Origin of the sequence: Prochlorococcus marinus XMU1412 (assembly GCF_017696315.1) — a bacterium.
Taxonomy (GTDB): Bacteria; Cyanobacteriota; Cyanobacteriia; order PCC-6307; family Cyanobiaceae; genus Prochlorococcus_A; species Prochlorococcus_A marinus_AF.
The window spans coordinates 21,394-39,713 of sequence record NZ_JAAORJ010000004.1 but is presented as its reverse complement, the minus strand read 5'-3'; the positions used below and the strand labels follow the sequence as shown (position 1 = coordinate 39,713).

Below are 18,320 nucleotides of genomic sequence, written 5' to 3'. Positions count from 1 at the left end.
TCAATCATCTTTTTAATGCAATTAATAAAAAAAAGGGGGTTAAAAACCCCCTCCGGTTTATTAAAAAACCTAATTTACTAATTACCTAAACCTAGAGGAGCCCAAAGAGTTGCTTCAGAACCTATAACAGGGATAACTCCTGTAGTTTTTGCATTAGAAACTTTATTTTTAACAATAAGAGTATCTTGTTCTCCTAAAGCTGCCCATAAAGTTGATTGATGAGCGATAACTGGTTGAACTTTTAATGGTTGAGATTGAAAAGAAGGCTTTTGGGTTCTTACAAGTTGGACTCCAAGAGAACCAACAATAAATGCTCCAAGAAAACCTGCAAATACAGCAGTAATATTGTTACTACTTACTGAGGTAGATACGTTATTAGACATAATAGTTATGTGACTAAATTTCATTTTTGACTGAAGTCCCCGTTCCTTGGCTTCAATCTTAATGCGGCTCGTTAAACGAGATGAACGTTTATGTAGTCTACGCTACATTTTAACTATAAGTATAATTTAATTTACAAGATGTTAATGGCAATACAAAAACTTATTAAAAAATAAGAAATTAAATTTTAAAGTGATGAAAATATATTTGAATTTTTTTGAGTAAAAAATAATTGATTATTTTCATAATTGTTTGCAGAATAACTTTCGGAAACAACAGTTCCGTGAGTTACCCCAAAAATAAAACCAAGTAAGATCGCTAAACGCATCCAAGAATATAAATTTGAAGATAATTTCCCTCGAATTAAGAATATATGATGTTGTTATTTATACTAAATAATTTTTTATCCCCCAAGATATGACATTGATGGATGAATTTTTTGATTTTTGTCAGTTGTTTTCTCTAATACTTTAAATCGATCTTCACTATAGTTATCTTCTCTAGCTTCCCAAATGCTCTTGATTTTATTTTCCAATTCATGGAGATTAATTGGTAGAGACAACCATGGGTTTAGATTTATACCTTCATTAGAAAAAAGACATGTATAAGCATAACCATCGCTAGTTATCCTCAATCTATTACAGTCTGAACAAAAAGGATTACTGATTGAAGAAATTGTACTAACAAAACTATTTGAATCACTCATGTACCATCTATTGGCAGTTTGTCCCTCCTTTCTTCCGTAGTCTTTTAATCGATGTTTCTTCTTTAATAACCTAATAATTCTTTCAGAGAAAAAAACATCTGATGGCTGCCAATTATTAGATATCCCTACGTCCATATACTCAATGAAACGAATTTCTATAGACCTTTTTTTTGCAAAATCAACTAATTCAAAAATTTGATTATCATTAATCTCTTTTTTTATAACTGCATTTATTTTTAATTTCCCCGCCTTTGGATTAAATCCAGCATTAATTGCGTGATCTATTCCTTCAAGGACAGTAAATAATTTTTCTTTGCCAATAATTTTATTTTCCTCTCCAATCATGTTTGAAAAAATATCAGGATCAATCGCATCTAAACTTACTGTTATGCGGTCTAAACCATTTTTAAAAAGCTCATTAGCTTTTTTCTTAGAGAGCAAATATCCATTTGTGGTTAGAGAAATATCCTGTAAATTAGCTACTGGATTTGATTCTTCTAATCTTTGCGATTTAATTTCATAAAGAAGTTCATCTAATTGAGAACTCAATAAAGGTTCTCCTCCAGTGATTCTTAAAGAATTTACCCCTAATCGACAACTGACTAAAATTAACTTTTTAAATTGTTCAATATTTAAAACATCCAAACTATAGTTCTCAGGCTTACAGTAAATACACGAAAAATTGCAATTTTGTTTAAGAGATAACCTTAAAACTTTTAACTTTCTTTTTCTATTATCCTCCAATTGCTTAAATCCCATTATTCATATTTAAGAATTCTCTCTTGGAATTTATATTAATTAAATCTCCATTTTTTGCATAGAAATATCTATGGGGAATTTGATCAACCCATCCGAGAAAATTTTTCTTCCCAGAGGATAACTTTTTTTTTAATTTAAAATGATTTTCTTCATTGATGGGATAAATTCCGAATAATGGTTGTGCAAAAATTCCATCATGGGATATTAACGCAAAATTTTGATTTTCTTCCCATGATTTAAAAAGTGAATAAATTAATTTTGTATTCAAATTAGGCATATCGACTGGGACAATTAGGATATTTTTAGTAGTTTTTTTAAAAGATGAAAAAATTTGTTCTAAACAAGTTAATGGTCCATCAAAGGGTTGGGCATCTGAAATAAACTCAACATTATTGCTTTTATCAACTTCCTTTAGATGAGAAGTATAATTTGTTATTACAAAAGTCTCTAAATTAAGGTTATTTAATATTTTTATTTTGTGAGTCAGCCAATTTCCTCCTTCATGATGTTTAATTAGTGCTTTATCAGATCCCATCCTTGAACTCTTGCCACCAGCCAAAATGAATGCTTTAAATTTTTTAAGTTTTATTTCCATAACTTAGGCAATATTTTTCCACGAGTACTTTATGTATCGGATAATACCAATAATCAGATTACTAATTTTCCCCAATTTTGATTTTATTAGTGCTGACTATTAATTCTAGCCTTTTAAAAAAGTTGCATTTCTTAAAAACTAAATTTCGTATTAAATAATACAAATGAATGCATTGATCGAAATATAAATTGCTTAAAAATTAATCTCGAAAAATTTTCATGTTAAGTGACGTTTGGTCTTTAAATGGCAGATATAGAACTCTTCACCTCACCTGGTTTGCCTTTTTCCTTACTTTTGTTGTTTGGTTTAACCTCGCACCTCTTGCAACTACTGTTAAAGCCGATTTAGGTTTATCTGTTGCTCAAATTAGAACAGTAGCAATATGTAATGTCGCTTTGACTATCCCTGCAAGAGTTTTGATTGGAATGTTATTGGATAAATTTGGCCCAAGAAAAACTTACTCAACAATTTTGATATTTTCTGTCGTGCCATGTTTATTATTTGCTAGTGCTCAAGACTTCAATCAACTTGTTATTGCGAGATTGCTTTTATCAATAGTAGGAGCAGGTTTTGTTATCGGAATAAGAATGGTCTCTGAGTGGTTCCCTCCGAAAGAAATTGGTTTGGCTGAGGGAATATATGGAGGATGGGGAAATTTTGGATCTGCTTTTTCCGCTCTTTCTCTTGTTGCCGTAGCTGGATTCTTGTCTTTTTCAGGAGGGTTTGAGTTACCTACTGGAGCTGTACTTAATTGGAGGGGGGCTATAGCTCTTACAGGAATTATTTCTTTCGTTTATGGAATTATTTATTTCTTTAGTGTGACTGATACACCTCCAGGAAAACCTTATCAAAGGCCTGCAAAAACAGCTGGTTTAGAAGTGACGAGTATAAGAGATTTCTGGGGTTTAATTGGAATGAATGTCCCATTCGCAGCAATTCTTTCAGTCCTATGTTGGAGACTTCAAAAAGTAGGTTTCCTTACTTCATCTACTTATCCAATAGCCTTAATCGCAGTTTTAGCTTGGTTTATTTTCCAAACTTGGGGAATTATAAGAACGAATATTGAATTATTAAATGGAACTAAAATTTACCCTAAAGAAGATAGATATGAATTCAAACAAGTAGCGATCTTGGAATTAACTTACATCGTAAATTTTGGATCAGAATTGGCAGTAGTTTCAATGCTTCCTAGTTTCTTTGAATTTACATTTGATTTACCTAAAGCTGTAGCCGGAATTCTTGCATCATGTTATGCATTTGTGAATTTAATAGCTAGACCTGCCGGAGGATTGATATCTGACAGAACAGGCAATAGAAAAAATACAATGGGATTCCTAACTATGGGATTAGGGTTTGGATATCTATTGATGTCTTTAATAAAACCTGGAACTTTTACAGGATCAGCAGGAATTCTTATGGCTGTATTTTTAACGATGCTTTGTTCATTTTTTGTACAATCTGGAGAAGGTTCAACTTTTGCTTTAGTACCCTTAGTTAAAAAAAGAGTTACAGGACAAATAGCTGGATTGGTTGGGGCTTATGGAAATGTTGGTGCGGTAACTTATTTAAATATTTATAGCCTTTTACCTTTATGGATGGGTGGAGGTAAAGATCCTTCTCCAGAAATAATTGCTGCTTCAAATAGTGCCTTCTTCCAAGTTTTAGGTATAGCAGGATTAATAGTTGGATTCTTCTGTTATTTCTTTTTAAAGGAACCTCAAGGATCATTCGCGGATGCTTATGAAGGCGAAAAAGCTGAAAATTATGTTTAACCAATAACTATTTAGATATTTATAAAAGAAATTTTATGAATTTTACTAAAAGTCAATGCCCATATTGCGGTGTTGGCTGTGGTTTAAAAATGAAGCCTAAAAGTTCGGTTTCTGATGATAAATGGTTAGTAAGTGGAGATAGGGATAGTCCTTCAACTCAAGGTAAATTGTGCGTAAAAGGAGCAACAGTATGTGAGACTTTAAAAGACGGGAGATTAAAAGAACCACTTTATAGGGAAAATTTAAATGAAGAATTTAAAGAAATTTCCTGGGACGAATCATACGAAATTCTGAAAGAGAATATTTTGAGTTCTATAAAAAATTATGGACCTGATTCAATAGCTATGTATGGCTCAGGTCAATTTCATACTGAAGATTATTACGTAGCCCAAAAGCTTCTCAAGGGAGCAATAGGCACAAATAATTTTGATGCTAATTCAAGACTATGTATGAGCTCAGCAGTAGCTGGATATAACAGAAGTTTCGGCTCTGATGGCCCACCTTGTTGTTATGAAGATATTGATCATTGCTCTTTAATTTTATTAATAGGGACAAATACTGCAGAATGTCATCCCGTTCTTTTTGATCGAATTAAAAAACGTAAAAGAAATGTAAATGATAATTTAAAAGTAATAGTAATTGATCCAAGAGAAACTGAAACTTCATCCATAGCAGATTTTTACTTACAAATTTCTTCTGGAACAGATCTATTTTTATTTATTGGGATTGCGAATTATCTTTATAAGAATCAATTAACTGATCAAAATTTCATTGATAAGTCGACCGAAAGCTATTTTGATTTTGTAAAACATATACAAAAATGGGATTTAAAAAAAATAAGTGAAATTTGCAATATATCCGAGAAAACAATTATTGATATTGCAAAATTATGGGGAGAAAGCAAAAATGTTCTAAGTCTTTGGTCGATGGGTTTGAATCAAAGGCAAGAGGGTACAGCAGCAGTAAATGGGCTAATAAATATTCATTTAATGACCGGCCAAATAGGCAAAGAAGGTTCTGGCCCTTTTTCCTTAACTGGCCAACCAAACGCTATGGGTGGAAGAGAAGCAGGAGGACTATCGCACCTTCTTCCAGGATATAGGTTCGTAAAAAATAAAATAGATAGGAATGAAATTGAAAAAATATGGGGGTTCCCTGAGGGAAAGATATCTGCAAAACAGGGTCTATCTGCATTTGAACAAATAGAAGCTATAAAAAAAGGATCTGTGAAAATTTGGTGGATTGCAGCTACGAACCCTTTGGTTAGCATGCCTAATTTAAACTTTGTAAAAAAAGCACTTTTAAAATGTCCTTTAATTATCCTCAACGAATCTTATGAACAAAGTGAATCAATTAAATATGCTCATCTAGTATTGCCTGCAGCTCAATGGAGCGAAAAAGATGGTGTTATGACAAATTCAGAAAGAAGAGTAACCCTTTGCCCATCTTTCAGAGAATCGAATAAAAATTCAAAACCAGATTGGCAAATATTTGCTGAATTAGGACAGAAGATAGGCTATTTCAAACAATTTGAATATGAATCTTCATCGGAAGTTTATGATGAATTTTTAAAAACTACTACAAAAAGATTATGCGATATGAGCGGATTATCATATCAATTATTAAAAAATCATGGTCCTCAACAATGGCCTTATCCTAAAGGCAGCGTACCTAGTACATCTTCAAAAAGATTATATGAAGATGGTTATTTCCCAACTGTGACTGGAAAAGCAAATTTTTGTATTGATGATCCTATTGGGTTGGCTGAACCCCCTTCAGATGAGTACCCACTAATTTTGACAATTGGAAGATATCTAAGTCAATGGCATACAATGACAAGAACTTCTAAAGTTCAAAAACTTACAAAAAATAATCCAGAACCGTTATTGGAAATTAATTCTAAAGATGCTTTATCTTTAAAAATCAAAAATGATGAAATAGTAAAAATTAAATCCAAAAGAGGGGAAGTTCAAGCAAAAGTTCAGATTACTGACAAAATTAAAGTAGGTACAGTTTTTTTACCAATGCATTGGGGTTTTAGTCAAAAAAATATGTGTGAAGTAAACTCCTTGATGCATGAAAAGTCATGCCCGATATCAAAACAACCAGAATTAAAAGCATGCTCAGTAATAATTGTTCCAAACTAGGCAATAATCTTATTTCAGAATCTCATCAAATGCTCTATCCAAATTGTTGTGTTCATGACTTGGTCTAACTAATTTGCAAAAAGCAAATCTATCTAATTCGCTTAAATTTCTCCATTTTTCAACTGAAATATTAATTCCCCTTGCTAGTGCAGATTTTAAAACTTGGTCAGGAACTTTATTTTTATTTTGCCAAGGTTGATTAATTGAAATTTCTATTTCTTTTGCTTCTCCATATTTTGAATTAGATGTAATTTCTTTTAAAAAAGTTTTTAAATCAATGAGATCGTTTTTTGAATCTGGCCAATCTACTATCTTATTTTTTTCAATTAAATTAAAATCTTGCCAATGAGTAAGTTTTAATTTTATTCCAATCAAATCAAGTTTCCTTCTTACACATAAAGGAATGCATCTTAAGTCTTTAATAAAATCATCCTCGAAATTAAAATAATGATTTGATTGTTTGTTAACCAAAACTAAATTGATATTTTATTAATAAATTAATGCTAAGTATAAAAAATTGATATTAGCTTTATTAAAAATTTTATTTTTTGTATTATTGAATAAATTGCTAAATGGAAATGGATAAATCTTTAACTCATATTAATGAAAGGGGAGAAATGAACATAGTTGATATTTCAGATAAAGTAGAAACTAAAAGAGAGGCTTTAGCAGAAGGATATATTAATTTAAACAAAGAAATATTAGAAAAAATAAAAAATGAAAAAATTAAAAAAGGTGATATTTTTGCAGCGGCTAGATTTTCTGCAATAAATGGTGCAAAAAAAACCTCAGAACTTATTCCTCTCTGTCATAATTTATCATTGAATAAAATCACAATTGATTTTGAAATTTGTGAATCAATGAAAGCAATTAAAATTATTGCTTTTTGCAAATCTCATTCTAAAACAGGCGTTGAGATGGAGGCTCTTACATCAGTTTCAATTGGACTTCTCACTCTATATGACATGCTCAAAGCTTTAGATCCTTTTATGACTATTGATAATATTCGCCTTTTAGAAAAAAAAGGTGGTAAAAATGGAATATTAAAAAGAAGTTAAGTACTCACAATAATGGGAATTGATATCAATAATCAGGGTCTTTATTTAAACGATGCTATTAAAAAAATCTTGGATGAGATAGATACTTTAATAGCGAATAATGAAATTTTACATAAGGAAGAGATCAATTTAGACGAAGCACTTGGAAAAGTTTCTATGGAGGAAATCTTATCTGAGGAAGACATGCCAGGTTATAGATCATCAGTTATGGATGGATATGCGTTAGGAGAATCAACTAAAGGGAATAAATGGAAAATTGTAGGAGAGTCTTTTCCCGGAAAGCCATTTAATGATCTTCTTAAAAAAGGTGAAGCTGTAACTATTAGCACAGGTTCATTTGTTCCAGATAATTGTTTTTCTGTGATAGCTCAAGAACAAGTTTCTTTAGAATTTTTAAACGGAAATGAGTATATTTTTAAAAAAGAAACATCATCTAATAACTCTTGGATTAGAGAAAAAAATGATCAAGTATTTAAAGGTGAAATATTAATCAAGAAGGGGGTAAAGATTACACCTGGGATTTTAAGTAAATTAGCAAGTTGTGGGATAAAAACTATAAAAGTTAGTAAAGTTTCTAAATTAGGTTTACTAATTACTGGAGATGAACTTATCAAATCAGGAACTGCAAGAAAGACTGGTGAAATATGGGAAAGTAATAGTATCTTGATAAAATCAATCGCAAAAAATCTTGGATTTGAAATTAATGAAATGCATTTAGAAAAAGATAATTATCAAAATATTAAAAATTCTCTTAGTAATATTTCTGAATTTAATGATGTGGTTATTTCAGTTGGTGGGATATCAGTGGGTAAAAAAGATTTTTTAAAAGATATTATTAACGAGATAGGAGAGATTAAATTTTGGAAACTATTTTTAAAGCCAGGAAAACCCTTTGCTTTTGGATTGATAAACAAAAAAATTCCCTATTTTGGATTACCTGGGAATCCCGTTTCAGCAGCTATTACTTTTATCCAACTTGTTTGGCCCGCACTTCAGAAACTTGAAGGAATTACTAATATTGAATTCCCTCTTAGGATTAAGGTTAAGCTGAATTCTGATTTGAAAAGAAGAAAAGGGAGACCCGAATTGCTTAGAGGAAAACTTATCGTTAATGAAGAAGGTGAATTAATTGCAGATATTTCTGAAGAACAATCCTCATCAAAGATTAGTTCAATATCTAATTCAGATTTATTAATAGAAATACCTTCTGAAATTGAGTTTTGTCAAAAAGGAAATTTATTATGGGCACAACTTTTAAAAAATAATTTTTTATAATTCAAAGCCTAAGTCAGTATTCTTTTTTACCCATGAGGATCCTTTGAAAGTCCATTCTTTTTTCCAAAAAGGAACTTTGTATTTTGTAAATTCAAGTATTTCTTGGAGATATTTATTTGCAATGCCTCTATGATTAGCACTTACTGCTATTAAAATAATAGGCTCGTTAGGGTAAATGAAACCTATCCTGTGCAAGAGAAAAATACATAAATCATCCTGTTTTTCAGAAATCTTCATTAAATATCTTTTAATATAATTTTCGGTCATTCCTTTATAATGAACGATTTCTAGTTTCTTTAAATCATTTCCAAATTGATCAAAGGGCCTTACTCTCCCAATAAAAAATGAGTTTGCTGAATTTTTATTTACCTTTTCCCAAAGTTCGAATTCTTTATAAGGATTAAAAGTCTCTTCTAGGATTTTAAATTTTATTCTTAAATTATCCACCGGTAAACATTGGCATAAATGCCACCTCATCATCGGGATTAATCATCGCATCCATATCTGTAATTTCTTGATTAATAGAAACGATAATATTATCTTGCGGTAAATTAGAATTAATTAAATTCCATACAGAAAAAACCTTCATTTGAGACCCTTCAATTATAAGAAATTTTTCATTCCATCCTAGATCTTCAGCGATACTAGATAATAAAACCACCTTAATTTTGTTAGATTTTTCACTTTCCATCTATAGTGATCTAGTAACTAATGGTTTAATTTTAAGTGGTTTCTATAGCTTTGCTTACTGTTTCTGATACTCGTAACACAAAAAATGATGAGAGTGGAAATTATCTCCTTCAAGAGGCTGAGAGATCAGGACATAATGTCGTTGATAAGATAATTTGCAAAGATGATATTTATCTAATTAGAAAATATACAAGCGATTGGATCTCAGATCCAAATATTGATGTGATTATTACTACAGGTGGTACAGGAATTACAGCTAGGGACGTTACTCCTGAGGCTATTAGACCTTTATTAGATAAAGAGATTGATGGTTTTGGGGAGACTTTTAGATTTTTATCATTTAAAAAGATAGGAACTAGTACTTTACAAAGTAGGTGTATTGCGGGGTCTGCAAATGGTAAGTTTTTATTCGTTTTGCCGGGATCTAAGGATGCTGTGATGACAGGTTGGCACGATATAATTTCTTATCAACTTAATCAAAATACAAAACCTTGTAATTTAATAAATCTCATTGATAAGTTAAAAAAATAATTCTCTAGTTTATTTATTGATTAGAAATTGATTTGAGATCAATTTTTGATTTTTTATGCATTTAAGTAGAGAAGGATCTTTTATCTCATGTTCTAATTTTGATAATTTTTCAAAACTATTATCATTCCAAATGCTCCCTAAAGAAAAAATTGCGTATTTAGCGATTTCTAATTCTTTATTTAAAGAATATTTATAGAGCAATTTACAAACTATTTCGCTTTCTCTTCTTTTTAAAATAGAGATTATCTTGTAGTTGATTTTGAAATCATCGTAAATTTTTATTTGATCAATAAAAGATAATAATATTTCATCAGTTAATTGATGAGCTTTGAAATGAAGAATATTAAGACCTGCAATCCAAAAATCTATTTCGCAAATATCGAATATTTCTCTGATTAATTTAAGTTCAATTTCTCCTCCCCATGGCTCTAAAGCATTAATTATATGAATATTTAACTTATTATTTTGATAAAGATTTTTTAGTAAAAGATCTTTTGCATCTTTTTCATTTGTTAATTTAAGGGCCTCAATAAATTCAACTTTAAGGCCAAATTTTTTTATCATCTTTTCAAGTAAAAAATAGCCTTTCCTTTCTTGCATACCTATCTTTTCCGCAATAACTTTACGAATCTCAAAAGATAATTTCAATGAATAGTAGGAAAAAAGAATATCAAGATCTAATTTTTTTGAACCTAATCCATTTAAAACTTCTAATATTTCAGATTCATTTTTGCTCATTAATATATTTTAGGTTTTTAACTTTGCATTAAACTTGTTGATTAAAATTTCTTTGATTAAATTATAAATTTCATGTTTACTAACTTTTTTAAATTCGGTTTCACCTAAAGTTTGCAGGTGATCTTGTCTTCCTCCAATACTTACATTATATCCATCCTCAGTTCCACCGCCCTCTTTTTTTACCTTTGTACCAGTCATGCCTATACCACCCATATGAGCTTGTCCACAATTATTTGGACATCCTGTCCAATGGATTTTAACTTCCTCTGATAATTCAAGTTCTCGATCTAATTTTTCAGAAATATTCCTTGCGACATCTTTGGTATTTGCAAGAGCAAAGCTACAATAACTACTCCCTGTACATGAAACAGTACTTGCTGAAAAATGGGAGGGATTTAATTTGAATTTATTCATAATTTCTTCATTACCAAATTCTTCTAAAATATTATCTTTCAGGCCAACAATAATTAGATTTTGATCTTCGGTTAGTCTTACTTCACTCTGTCCATATTTTTCACTTAATCTTGCAATTTCTTGTATGTCTTCTACACATAATCTTCCTACCGGAATGTGTAATCCAGCAAAGTAAAGATTATTCTGTTTTTGTTTATTAATCCCAAATAAACTTCTTTGTTTTTCGTTGAAAATTGAGCCTGGATCGTTGGGTAAAGTTCCAAATTTTTCTTCTACAAGTTCTCTAAATTTTTCGATACCTATAGAGTTCAAATAATATCTAAATCTTCCTTTATTTCTTAGAAATCTATCTCCATTATCTCGCCAAAGGGAACAAATAATTCCAGTTATTTTGCATATATCTTTTTCTTCTACCCAGACATCTAGAGGTATAGCATAAGCATTCAAAGTTGCTGATAAAATTCCTCCTACCCAGACACCAAAGCCTAAAATTCCATTTTTAAAAACAGGATGAAAGATAAGATCATTATGTAGAAGAAAATTATCTTTTGCTCCTGCTACTGCAGTATTCCACTTCCTTGGTAAATTCGAGAATTCGGGGTTGCCATTACCAGAATTTGTTAAGTAATTTTCTAATTCAGAAGTATATTTTCTTGTATCTATAATTTCTTCAGGATCAATTCCCGCTAGTGGATTTCCAGTAACATTCCTTGGATTATCCATTCCAGACTGAACGGATGTAATATCAACCTCTTTAAGTCTTTTAATAATATCTGGTAGATCATTTATCAAAACCCCCCTTAATTGAATATTTTGCCTAGTTGTTATATCTGCAGAACCGTCTTCTCCATATCTAGCGACTATTGACGCGATTACTTTCAACTGATTAGAGTTCAGAATTCCATTGGGAACTCTAAGCCTCATCATAAATCTTCCAGGAGTTTTTGGTCTCCAAAAAAGGCCATACCACTTTAAGCGCATTTGCAAATCTACTTCATCCATCTCTTCCCACCCTTTAAGAGCGTAATCATCTAACTCTTCAAAAATTTTCAGACCATCTTTCTCCGCCTTTTGCTTTTCAATCTTATTTAATTTTTTATCATTTAAATAATATTGCATATTAATTTTTATTCTTTTATTCTTATGAGATTTTAGACAATTTAATGTTTCTTCATATACAAATGTCAATAAATATTGATTATTTATTTTTAACATCGAATTCCATATTTTAGGAAACTCTTAAGCTCATAAAAACATAAAGGCTTTTTCTTGGCCGGATCATTTATCCGTAATTATGAGATACTTCTGTCCACCCTTTTTGGTGCAGTTCGTGCCACTTTTCCCAGGCTGAATCTATGTTGAGTTTTTCAGAGGATTTGTACCCTCCAGGTTCTCCAAGGTGATTTGTGTAGAAAAGATGAGTATGAATTTTTAAATTAGGTTTAGGAGAATTTTTGCATTCTTCGAAAAAGATAATTCTGCTGCCTTCGGGATTTAGTAGGCATCCTTTAGGTTTGCTAGTGCTACAACCAAATGAGTACTTAGGATCCATACTTTACCTTTAATCGGCTGGCTAATTATTGATACGTTTGTACTATAAATTATATCCTTCTTGTTTTGCTGTCAATCCTTTTAAGGTTAAGTACTTATTTACTAATAATTATTTTGTTTTTTAATAAATAAGATAATTTCTTTAAGTTTATGAATTACAGGGAAGATCTAGAAATCAAACTACAAAAAGTAACACTTGCAATGCAGGAAGTTGTAGATGATATCCATAAAACTGAACCTGAGAAGCAAAGAATAATTTCCAAACTTATTGAATTTAAAGAAGCAATCATTTCAAAGGGAATTGAACTTAACATTGAATTAGAGGCAGCCTAGAAATATTTAATATCTCATGAATGTTTAATAACTTTTAGAATAATGTTATTAACAAAGAAGGGTTATTTATCAAATGCAGCCTGGTACTTTTGAATTATTGATCCTAGTATTTATCTTTTTAGGTCTTCAAGCCTGGTGGATTATCCCAATAGTTATTAAGAATAATAAATTAAATAATAGAGGTAAGGATTTAAGAGAGGAAATTAAGCAATTAGAAAAGTTATATAAAAAATAAATTAGTTTATTATTTTTGCAAACTACCTATTATTAGTGAAACTCAAATATCTAATGAAATTAAAAAAATTTATTCCAGTTTGCTTCCTTTTTATTGGGACTTTAGCTTTACCAAAACCTTCTCTTGCAGAAGAAAAGATTGAAGTTATACCTATTATTCAAAGTTCAAAAGGACTAAGTGGTAAAAATTTTAATTATCTCGAGGGTAAGCCTGAATTAAGACTCTTAAAAGTAAAAATTCCAGTTGGCTTGAAAACTCCAATTCATACTCATCCTTCCCCAATGTTGATTCATGTCACCAGAGGAAGATTAAAGCATGTGAGGGGTGAAGAAATTAATTTCTTTAAAGCAGGTGATGCATTTATAGAGAGTAATAATGGGGGCCCCCACTATGTGAAAAGTGTTGGGAAGAAGCCGGCCATACTTCACGTGGGAGTTGTATCAGTTGTTGGAATGCCTACGGCCATAAATAAATAAGATTTTTCTCAAAGTTGTTCTATCAGTATGAGGATTAAACTTTTATGAAGAACAGCTGTAGTGAGATACTCCTCCATAGTTAAAATACTGGCTTGGCTTTAGTCGATTATATTTTTGATCTATTTCTGAGGATTGTTCTATATATGGATTGCTAAAGACATCCTGTAACTCTTTTATTTTTTTGTAATTTCCTTTTTCAGCTTCTTCATATGCGGGAACGACCATCCATTCGCGCCAAGTATAGACTGGATTAAGGGATTTCATTGATGCTGATTTCGCTTTAATATTCCCCTCTTTCTTCAAGATTGATTGCCAGTTTTGAAGCCATACTTCCCACCTATTATTGAGCTCGTCATTAATTGGTAGATAGAAACAGTCTTTTAAAGAATCTAAGTTATCAGGGATTTTAGAGAGTTTGCGGAACAAAATTGTATAGTCTGCTTTTGAAATGACCATGAGATTAAAAAAATCATTTATTAGAGCTTCGTTGTAATGTTCTAAACCAAGCTTGTTTGCCCACATTTTCATCAATTCCTTATTCATTAATTCAGAAAAATCCTTTTCGATTTGATCTAACTTTTCTTGATCTTGTTTGCTTCGTGAAAGTAACGGACTAAGAGATGAACAGAATGTTTTAAAGTTGATTGCCGCTGCAGAAGGCTGGTTAAAAAATGAGAAATGTTCACCTCCACCTGTCCATGGTTGAAATCTTGGATCAAATAATTCACAGAATCCAAAGGGGCCATAATCCAAGGTATATCCACCAGCAGCACAATTATCACTATTGAAATTACCCTGGCAATAACCAACTCTCATCCAGTTGGCTATAAGTGATATGAGTCTTGATCTGTATAAAGAAGCCAGTTTTATTACTTTACTTTCAATTGAAATCTCATATTCAATTTCATCTTTATAATTTCTATCAATTAGATGTTGAACTATCATCTTTAGTTCATTGAGCGCCTCATCATGCGCATTATTACGAACTCGTCTTGCAAAAAGTTCAATCTGGCCTACACGTAAAAAAGATGGAGCGACTCTCGTAGTAATTGCCGCTTGATTATCAATCATGATATCAGGTTCAAAATATCTGGACCCTTTGGAATACCACGGTCTTCTGACTATTTCTGAACGTGAGACATAAAGTGTTAAAGATCTTGAGGTAGGGATTCCCAATGCATCCATTAATTCCTGTGCGAGAAATTCTCGTACGCTAGACCTTAAGACAGCTCTGCCATCTGCTCCACGACAGTAGGGAGTTGGACCTCCTCCTTTAAGTTGCATTTCCATTCTTTTCCCATTGAATAAACCTTCAAAAACAGAAATTGCTCTGCCATCGCCATAACCATTGCCGGTGCCAAAGGGACATTGTTGGGTATATTCAGTTCCGTAAATTGATAATGCATAACCTGTTGCCCAACCAACAGGACTCATTGGATAATTAGCAACAGAAATATCACCTGAGAAAAAACGACAAAAATTCTCGTCTTTAGTAAGATCTGAGCTTAGCCTTAGTTCTTTAAAAAGTTTGTTGCTATGGGAAATATATTCTGGTTCTGGAATAGCAGTTGGCACAACTGGTACATAATGACCTGAATATATTGAACGCGGCTTGTGATCATTTCCATCTTTTGTTGATTGAGGATCTGCTTTAAGAGAATTCATAAAAGAATAGTCAGATAGTTGAGAAAATTCAGAAAAATTTTCTGTAAGCTTTCCTTTTAATGAATCAGATTTTGTTGACATCAAATTTGTTATCTATTCTTTTAGGCGCTCTAATTTCTTTAAATTAAACACCTAAATGTATCTTATATAGATTCTATTAGGGATGGTTTTTGGCGATACGTTTAAAATTAAATTTAAGTTAAAAGTTAATACTTAATTAAAAAAAGGATCCGCGGTAAGACATTTTTTTGGAAAAATTTTTTTGGATTTTAAAAAATAAAAAAGAACTTCTCCAACACATCAACTTTTTAAACAAGAACGACTGCAAATACTAATATATTGACAAGTTTTTTAGGCTTGCTTTCAAATAATGCGCAAAAAGTTTCACGATTTAATTTGTTGATCGACTTATCCCACCCCCCTCATTTCCGCACTATATTACTTGTGAAATTTTTCTAACTTACCCAGCCTTTGAGCAAATCAAACACACTAATAAATAGTCCAAAACCAATAATTGGGGGCGCAACCCATCTTGTCATGAATTTCAAATAACGTGTCGTTTTGATTCCTACTTTTGAATCACTAAGTTCTTCATTAAACTTTCCAGGTACTACCCATCCCATAAAGAAAGTAACCAAGAATCCACCAAAGATAAGTAATACCCCTCCAAAAATCGAGTCAATGGTTCCTAGAATGTTTAAATTCAATGCAGAAGGAATACCTGCTAAGAATAGGAAAAGAGTTATAAGCCAAACAGATTTTTCTCTTTTAAAACCAAATTTATCCATTAATGAGGAAACTGGAACTTCCAATAATGAAACAGAGGAAGTTATTGCTGCAATATAAGCTAGTGCAAAAAATGCAACAGCTACAATTCTTCCAACCGCTCCATATGAACCAAGGCCCGTAGGTATTGATATAAATAATGCACCAACTGTTGATTCAGAAATAGCATCACTTAAACCAAATGTTAAAACAATAGGAAAGGTAATAAGTCCTGCCATAAGACCTACCAAAGTATCCAATGATGCAACTCCAACACTTAGTTTTGGAAGATTACTCTTTTTATTCAAATAGGAAGCATAAGTCACCATAACTCCAATTCCTAAACTTAAAGAAAAGAAAGCTTGTGTAAAAGCATTTCTTATTGTTTGAGGGTTCCTCAATTCATCAAAGTCAAACTTAAACAAAAATGTTTTGTATCCTTCCCATGCTCCTGAAAGTGAAATGGCCCATATTGCTAGCGATAGAAGAATTATAAAAAGTATAGGCATAAAGAATCGTGTCACCTTCTCGATTCCTTTTTTTATCCCTGATGAAACTATTATGGCTGTAAGAACAAGACTTAATAGGTGCCCCAATAAAACACTGCTTCCACTACTAATTGAGCCAAAGAAAGCTTCTGCTTCACTTAAATTTTTTGGTAATCCAAAAAATAATGAATGGAACAAGGTATCTGCGGTCCACCCCATTATGACTGAATAATATGATGCTATTCCCAAGGGAGCTATAAAGAAAAGAATTCCTAATGGATACCAATTTTTCCCAGCTAACTTTACTGGTGCAAGTAATGTGCTGGCAGTAGCGTTTCTTCCTAAAGCCATTTCAGCAACAAATACTGGAAGGCATACAATTAAAACGATTAGTATGTATAAAAGTACAAAAGCAGCACCTCCACCTTGAGAGGCTCTGTAGGCGAAACCCCAAAGGTTACCAAGACCTACTGCGCTACCAGCAGCTGCAAGAATGAATCCCAACTTACTAGTCCATTGTTCTCTTGGAGAAATTTTTGAGTCCAAAATTAAAATCTGTTTTTTATAGTTGATTTATAACCCATAAATAAAAATTAGTTAATACATTGCTTAATAAAAACTAATCTTTATTGAATTATTTTTTTTGCAAAAAGATTTAAAATCTAAAAAACATCTTATTACTGCTATGACCATTGAAACGACTATTTTAGATTTTCAACTAAGTAATACGTTCGAGCAATATGAATCTTATATGAATGCTGAGGAACAGCAGTCGATGTTTAAAGAAATGGGAGTTAAAACATTTTATATTGGTAAATCATTAGAAGATCCTCAAAGGGCAACTGTAATTTTTCAAGGACCAGAAAATGTTCTATACGATATTTTTATGAATCCTGAAACAAAACCTATTGTTGAAGCTTCAGGGCATATTTATGCGGGTACAAAAATAACTCGATGGATTTCTTGAAAAATAAATCTTTTATGAATTATCAACTTTTAATTGAATCATATTCTTTTGGGACATCCCTTTCTGAGCAAGAAATAGAACTTTTAAGTCTGGAACTTGAAACTCAAATCATGAACATTAATATATCAATAGATTTTGGCTGTTTTAAATCGGCTCCCACTCATATTTGCGAAGGTCTAAATTTAAAAAAAGATACTTATTGGATTTTGTGCCTTGCTGAAATATTAGATTTACATAAGCCCCCCAAATTTGGGAAAACGAAAAGTGTGGAGATTTTCGATTTACTTCTTGAAAAAGGACTTGTTAATGGTTAATTATTTAATTATTTGAGTATTAAAAAAATAAGTTGTTTTTTCTTTATTCTGATAGCATTAACCTAGGGTAAGATTAATAAATGAAAGATTCTAATGAATTGATATTAGGAAATATTATTAAGCTAACTAGATCAAGTGAAAAGAAATTTAAACTTGGAAACTTTAAAGGGGCAATTGATGACAAAATGAAGGCTAATGCAATATTGAAATCCAAATCTTGTGATGAAAAAATTATTGAAAAATATAGAGAAGAATTGTCTAGATTGTATTCCTCAAAATTTGATCTTATATTTGATCATAAGCTGAAAATTGATGAAATAAAGAGAAATGAAATAGTAAAAATGCTGGAACAAAAAAGTAAGGAAAAATTAAAAAATCTTGATTATAAAGGCGCAATAAAAGCCTTTAGGAGGGCAGAAAAATATTTTTTAATTTAAATTAAAACTAATTCACTGATATC

23 protein-coding genes are annotated in these 18,320 nt (G+C 31.2%); 11 read left to right on the top strand and 12 right to left on the bottom strand.

Annotation, left to right across the window (positions count from 1 at the left end; all coding sequences use genetic code 11):
* Nucleotides 1–77 precede the first annotated feature (77 nt).
* From HA152_RS06660 to HA152_RS06645, 4 genes are all read right to left on the bottom strand, one after another.
* Nucleotides 78–383 carry a hypothetical protein gene (locus HA152_RS06660; RefSeq protein ID WP_209134813.1) on the bottom strand — a complete coding sequence of 102 codons (306 nt, stop codon included), beginning with the start codon at nucleotides 381–383 and terminating at the stop codon, nucleotides 78–80.
* A gap of 185 nt (nucleotides 384–568) precedes the next feature.
* A complete protein-coding gene (locus tag HA152_RS06655; RefSeq protein ID WP_158078499.1) occupies nucleotides 569–709 on the bottom strand; it encodes a hypothetical protein in 141 nt (46 codons plus the stop codon).
* Nucleotides 710–784: 75 nt separating this feature from the next.
* A complete protein-coding gene (locus HA152_RS06650; protein WP_209134811.1) occupies nucleotides 785–1,846 on the bottom strand; it encodes a GTP 3',8-cyclase MoaA in 1,062 nt (353 codons plus the stop codon).
* Nucleotides 1,836–2,441, bottom strand: a complete 606-nt coding sequence (locus HA152_RS06645; RefSeq protein WP_209134801.1) for a molybdenum cofactor guanylyltransferase — start codon at nucleotides 2,439–2,441, stop codon at nucleotides 1,836–1,838. Before HA152_RS06645 ends, HA152_RS06650 begins: the two co-directional genes overlap by 11 nt.
* A 218-nt stretch (nucleotides 2,442–2,659) precedes the next feature.
* Between HA152_RS06645 and HA152_RS06640 the strand changes: the two genes are divergently transcribed.
* Nucleotides 2,660–4,213, top strand: coding sequence for a NarK family nitrate/nitrite MFS transporter (locus HA152_RS06640; protein ID WP_079294905.1), 1,554 nt, complete (start codon nucleotides 2,660–2,662; stop codon nucleotides 4,211–4,213).
* A 35-nt stretch (nucleotides 4,214–4,248) separates the two neighbouring features.
* Entirely contained in the window at nucleotides 4,249–6,360 is a 2,112-nt protein-coding gene (locus HA152_RS06635) for a molybdopterin oxidoreductase family protein (protein WP_209134799.1), read from the top strand.
* Between the two features lie 9 nt (nucleotides 6,361–6,369).
* On the opposite strand, the gene HA152_RS06630 is transcribed toward HA152_RS06635, so the two are convergent.
* The gene (locus tag HA152_RS06630; RefSeq protein WP_209134797.1) at nucleotides 6,370–6,831 is read right to left on the bottom strand and encodes a nitrate reductase associated protein; all 462 of its coding nucleotides are present in this window, start codon (nucleotides 6,829–6,831) and stop codon (nucleotides 6,370–6,372) included.
* Nucleotides 6,832–6,938: 107 nt separating this feature from the next.
* On the opposite strand from HA152_RS06630, the gene moaC reads away from it, so the two are divergent.
* The gene (moaC, locus tag HA152_RS06625) at nucleotides 6,939–7,418 is read left to right on the top strand and encodes a cyclic pyranopterin monophosphate synthase MoaC (RefSeq protein ID WP_197049552.1); all 480 of its coding nucleotides are present in this window, start codon (nucleotides 6,939–6,941) and stop codon (nucleotides 7,416–7,418) included.
* Nucleotides 7,419–7,430: 12 nt separating this feature from the next.
* Nucleotides 7,431–8,693 (top strand): molybdopterin molybdotransferase MoeA, encoded by a 1,263-nt coding sequence (locus HA152_RS06620; RefSeq protein ID WP_209134795.1) that lies wholly within the window; start codon nucleotides 7,431–7,433, stop codon nucleotides 8,691–8,693.
* Here the strand turns inward: HA152_RS06620 and HA152_RS06615 are convergent.
* Nucleotides 8,688–9,140 carry a molybdenum cofactor biosynthesis protein MoaE gene (locus tag HA152_RS06615; protein ID WP_025926743.1) on the bottom strand — a complete coding sequence of 151 codons (453 nt, stop codon included), beginning with the start codon at nucleotides 9,138–9,140 and terminating at the stop codon, nucleotides 8,688–8,690. The two genes, HA152_RS06620 and HA152_RS06615, sit on opposite strands and share 6 nt — an antisense overlap.
* Nucleotides 9,133–9,384, bottom strand: a complete 252-nt coding sequence (locus HA152_RS06610; RefSeq protein ID WP_209134793.1) for a MoaD/ThiS family protein — start codon at nucleotides 9,382–9,384, stop codon at nucleotides 9,133–9,135. The genes HA152_RS06615 and HA152_RS06610 overlap by 8 nt, the downstream gene beginning before the upstream one ends.
* Before the next feature lie 35 nt (nucleotides 9,385–9,419).
* On the opposite strand from HA152_RS06610, the gene moaB reads away from it, so the two are divergent.
* A complete protein-coding gene (gene moaB / locus HA152_RS06605; RefSeq protein WP_308789025.1) occupies nucleotides 9,420–9,914 on the top strand; it encodes a molybdenum cofactor biosynthesis protein B in 495 nt (164 codons plus the stop codon).
* A 9-nt stretch (nucleotides 9,915–9,923) separates the two neighbouring features.
* Here moaB and HA152_RS06600 read toward each other — a convergent pair whose 3' ends face one another.
* From HA152_RS06600 to HA152_RS06590, 3 genes are all read right to left on the bottom strand, one after another.
* Entirely contained in the window at nucleotides 9,924–10,652 is a 729-nt protein-coding gene (locus tag HA152_RS06600) for a hypothetical protein (protein ID WP_209134791.1), read from the bottom strand.
* A gap of 9 nt (nucleotides 10,653–10,661) precedes the next feature.
* Nucleotides 10,662–12,185 (bottom strand): ferredoxin--nitrite reductase, encoded by a 1,524-nt coding sequence (locus HA152_RS06595; protein ID WP_209134789.1) that lies wholly within the window; start codon nucleotides 12,183–12,185, stop codon nucleotides 10,662–10,664.
* 163 nt (nucleotides 12,186–12,348) lie between these two features.
* Entirely contained in the window at nucleotides 12,349–12,618 is a 270-nt protein-coding gene (locus HA152_RS06590; protein WP_209134787.1) for a DUF1651 domain-containing protein, read from the bottom strand.
* A 149-nt stretch (nucleotides 12,619–12,767) separates the two neighbouring features.
* Here HA152_RS06590 and HA152_RS06585 point away from each other — a divergent pair, with 149 nt between their 5' ends.
* The 3 genes from HA152_RS06585 to HA152_RS06575 all read left to right on the top strand — a co-directional run bounded on the left by HA152_RS06585 (nucleotide 12,768) and on the right by HA152_RS06575 (nucleotide 13,661).
* Nucleotides 12,768–12,950 (top strand): hypothetical protein, encoded by a 183-nt coding sequence (locus HA152_RS06585; RefSeq protein ID WP_025928577.1) that lies wholly within the window; start codon nucleotides 12,768–12,770, stop codon nucleotides 12,948–12,950.
* A gap of 73 nt (nucleotides 12,951–13,023) precedes the next feature.
* Nucleotides 13,024–13,185, top strand: coding sequence for a hypothetical protein (locus tag HA152_RS06580; protein ID WP_187151046.1), 162 nt, complete (start codon nucleotides 13,024–13,026; stop codon nucleotides 13,183–13,185).
* A gap of 53 nt (nucleotides 13,186–13,238) precedes the next feature.
* Nucleotides 13,239–13,661, top strand: a complete 423-nt coding sequence (locus HA152_RS06575; RefSeq protein WP_025900704.1) for a cupin domain-containing protein — start codon at nucleotides 13,239–13,241, stop codon at nucleotides 13,659–13,661.
* 42 nt (nucleotides 13,662–13,703) lie between these two features.
* Here the strand turns inward: HA152_RS06575 and HA152_RS06570 are convergent, their stop codons facing one another.
* Together HA152_RS06570 and HA152_RS06565 are read right to left on the bottom strand one after the other, a co-directional pair.
* A complete protein-coding gene (locus HA152_RS06570; RefSeq protein WP_209134779.1) occupies nucleotides 13,704–15,407 on the bottom strand; it encodes a protein adenylyltransferase SelO family protein in 1,704 nt (567 codons plus the stop codon).
* Between the two features lie 374 nt (nucleotides 15,408–15,781).
* Nucleotides 15,782–17,125, bottom strand: a complete 1,344-nt coding sequence (locus HA152_RS06565) for a sodium-dependent transporter (RefSeq protein WP_209134777.1) — start codon at nucleotides 17,123–17,125, stop codon at nucleotides 15,782–15,784.
* Between the two features lie 139 nt (nucleotides 17,126–17,264).
* Between HA152_RS06565 and HA152_RS06560 the strand changes: the two genes are divergently transcribed.
* From HA152_RS06560 to HA152_RS06550, 3 genes are all read left to right on the top strand, one after another.
* The gene (locus HA152_RS06560) at nucleotides 17,265–17,546 is read left to right on the top strand and encodes a DUF3764 family protein (RefSeq protein ID WP_209134775.1); all 282 of its coding nucleotides are present in this window, start codon (nucleotides 17,265–17,267) and stop codon (nucleotides 17,544–17,546) included.
* Nucleotides 17,547–17,560: 14 nt separating this feature from the next.
* A complete protein-coding gene (locus HA152_RS06555; RefSeq protein ID WP_209134773.1) occupies nucleotides 17,561–17,860 on the top strand; it encodes a hypothetical protein in 300 nt (99 codons plus the stop codon).
* An 80-nt stretch (nucleotides 17,861–17,940) separates the two neighbouring features.
* Nucleotides 17,941–18,297, top strand: a complete 357-nt coding sequence (locus tag HA152_RS06550; RefSeq protein WP_025941858.1) for a hypothetical protein — start codon at nucleotides 17,941–17,943, stop codon at nucleotides 18,295–18,297.
* The last annotated feature ends 23 nt before the right edge of the window (nucleotides 18,298–18,320 follow it).

Coding starts and splice junctions, on each gene's coding strand:
- moaC (WP_197049552.1), top strand. CDS start 6,939: ATGGATAAATCTTTAACTCATATTAATGAAAGGGGAGAAATGAACATA.
- HA152_RS06550 (WP_025941858.1), top strand. CDS start 17,941: ATGAAAGATTCTAATGAATTGATATTAGGAAATATTATTAAGCTAACT.
- HA152_RS06580 (WP_187151046.1), top strand. CDS start 13,024: ATGCAGCCTGGTACTTTTGAATTATTGATCCTAGTATTTATCTTTTTA.
- HA152_RS06620 (WP_209134795.1), top strand. CDS start 7,431: ATGGGAATTGATATCAATAATCAGGGTCTTTATTTAAACGATGCTATT.
- HA152_RS06575 (WP_025900704.1), top strand. CDS start 13,239: ATGAAATTAAAAAAATTTATTCCAGTTTGCTTCCTTTTTATTGGGACT.
- HA152_RS06570 (WP_209134779.1), bottom strand. CDS start 15,407: ATGTCAACAAAATCTGATTCATTAAAAGGAAAGCTTACAGAAAATTTT.
- HA152_RS06600 (WP_209134791.1), bottom strand. CDS start 10,652: ATGAGCAAAAATGAATCTGAAATATTAGAAGTTTTAAATGGATTAGGT.
- HA152_RS06590 (WP_209134787.1), bottom strand. CDS start 12,618: ATGGATCCTAAGTACTCATTTGGTTGTAGCACTAGCAAACCTAAAGGA.
- HA152_RS06650 (WP_209134811.1), bottom strand. CDS start 1,846: ATGGGATTTAAGCAATTGGAGGATAATAGAAAAAGAAAGTTAAAAGTT.
- HA152_RS06555 (WP_209134773.1), top strand. CDS start 17,561: ATGAATTATCAACTTTTAATTGAATCATATTCTTTTGGGACATCCCTT.
- HA152_RS06595 (WP_209134789.1), bottom strand. CDS start 12,185: ATGCAATATTATTTAAATGATAAAAAATTAAATAAGATTGAAAAGCAA.
- HA152_RS06645 (WP_209134801.1), bottom strand. CDS start 2,441: ATGGAAATAAAACTTAAAAAATTTAAAGCATTCATTTTGGCTGGTGGC.
- HA152_RS06560 (WP_209134775.1), top strand. CDS start 17,265: ATGACCATTGAAACGACTATTTTAGATTTTCAACTAAGTAATACGTTC.
- HA152_RS06635 (WP_209134799.1), top strand. CDS start 4,249: ATGAATTTTACTAAAAGTCAATGCCCATATTGCGGTGTTGGCTGTGGT.
- HA152_RS06585 (WP_025928577.1), top strand. CDS start 12,768: ATGAATTACAGGGAAGATCTAGAAATCAAACTACAAAAAGTAACACTT.
- HA152_RS06660 (WP_209134813.1), bottom strand. CDS start 383: ATGTCTAATAACGTATCTACCTCAGTAAGTAGTAACAATATTACTGCT.
- HA152_RS06610 (WP_209134793.1), bottom strand. CDS start 9,384: ATGGAAAGTGAAAAATCTAACAAAATTAAGGTGGTTTTATTATCTAGT.
- HA152_RS06640 (WP_079294905.1), top strand. CDS start 2,660: ATGTTAAGTGACGTTTGGTCTTTAAATGGCAGATATAGAACTCTTCAC.
- HA152_RS06655 (WP_158078499.1), bottom strand. CDS start 709: ATGCGTTTAGCGATCTTACTTGGTTTTATTTTTGGGGTAACTCACGGA.